This window comes from Niveispirillum fermenti (genome assembly GCF_048066175.1).
In the GTDB taxonomy this organism is placed as follows: Bacteria; Pseudomonadota; Alphaproteobacteria; order Azospirillales; family Azospirillaceae; genus Niveispirillum; species Niveispirillum fermenti.
Genome location: NZ_JBLTXA010000099.1, coordinates 1 through 1,182, shown reverse-complemented (window position 1 = coordinate 1,182; position 1,182 = coordinate 1). Strand labels below are relative to the sequence as shown.

Below are 1,182 nucleotides of genomic sequence, written 5' to 3'. Positions count from 1 at the left end.
ATACCAGCGGCATTAATTAATGACCGATGCCCATTGTCTTTGGGCGATTGACTTTATGCGGCCTTTTTCATCGCTGAGGCTGTTCCAGGCGTTGCAGCAAGCGTCGAGAATGTCCTGATATGACTGGTAGACTGTGTTGGATAGGAAGCTCTGACGGAGATATTGCCAAATATTTTCCACGGGGTTCAGCTCTGGACAGTATGGCGGCAAGGTCAGGAGCGAGATGTTATCAGGGACGATGAGGGTCCCGCCTTGCTGGTGCCATCCAGCACCGTCCAGGACGACGACAGCATGATGATCTGGGCGTACCATTTTGCTGATCTCGGCCAGATGCAGGCTCATCATCTTGGCGTTTACTGTGGGAAGGATCAGCGCCGCGCCGATATCGCGGGCCGGGCAGACGGCCCCGAACAGATAGGCCCACTCGTAGCGCAGGTCCTTCGGTCGGCGGGGCCGCGAGCCCTTGGCGGCCCAAACCCGGGTCAGGGTACCCTGCTGGCCAACGCGGGCCTCGTCTTGCCACCAGACCTCTATCGGCTTGCTGCGGGCATGGTCGGGGATGGCAGCGCGGATCAGGTCGGCGAAGTTTTTTTATGCGCTTCAAGGGCTTCCGCATCCTGGCGCGGGTGCTGTGGCCGGGCGGACAGGCGCCGGAAGCCCAGGCGTCGCAGCAATTCTCCAACGGTACGCTCCGCCAATGTCACCCCGAACTCGGTGCTCACCTTGGCCGCCAGGTCCGCCCGCCGCCATCGGACCACACCGTCCACAGCCAGGTCAGGCCCTGCCTTCACCCAAGCCGCCACCTGGGTCCGCTGCTCGGGCGTCAGCAAGGCCCGCCGACCCGTATGTTTGCCGTCCGACAGCCCCACAGGCCCCCGCTCGTTGTACCGGTGAACCCAGTCCCTGAGCGTCTGACGGTCCATGCCGCCAGCAGACGCCGCTGCCTCCCGGCTGGACCCTTCCAGAACCAGCGCGATAGCCAAAAGACGCCTCACAACCGAAGGATCGCCCTCTCGACGCGCCCGAACCCGCAGGTCTTCAGGGCCAAGCCCAGGCCACGTAACCTTCACCGGCGCTGCCATCATCCCCTCCCATACCTTCGCACGCACAGGGAATCACAAACTCAACAAAACCGGAATCCTACTTCCAACCAGGAGAGTCAGATTTTCAAGCCGCTGGTAT

General features: G+C 62.0%; 1 protein-coding gene. It reads right to left on the bottom strand.

What is annotated here, in order from left to right; all coding sequences use genetic code 11:
* Positions 1-12: 12 nt before the first annotated feature.
* Positions 13-1,082, bottom strand: a protein-coding gene (locus tag ACM9LZ_RS25830) for an IS630 family transposase (protein WP_416622370.1) whose coding sequence is annotated in 2 segments (ribosomal slippage) — positions 13-593 and positions 593-1,082 — 1,071 coding nt in all. Because the reading frame shifts where the segments join, the coding sequence is not laid out codon by codon here.
* Positions 1,083-1,182: the final 100 nt, after the last annotated feature.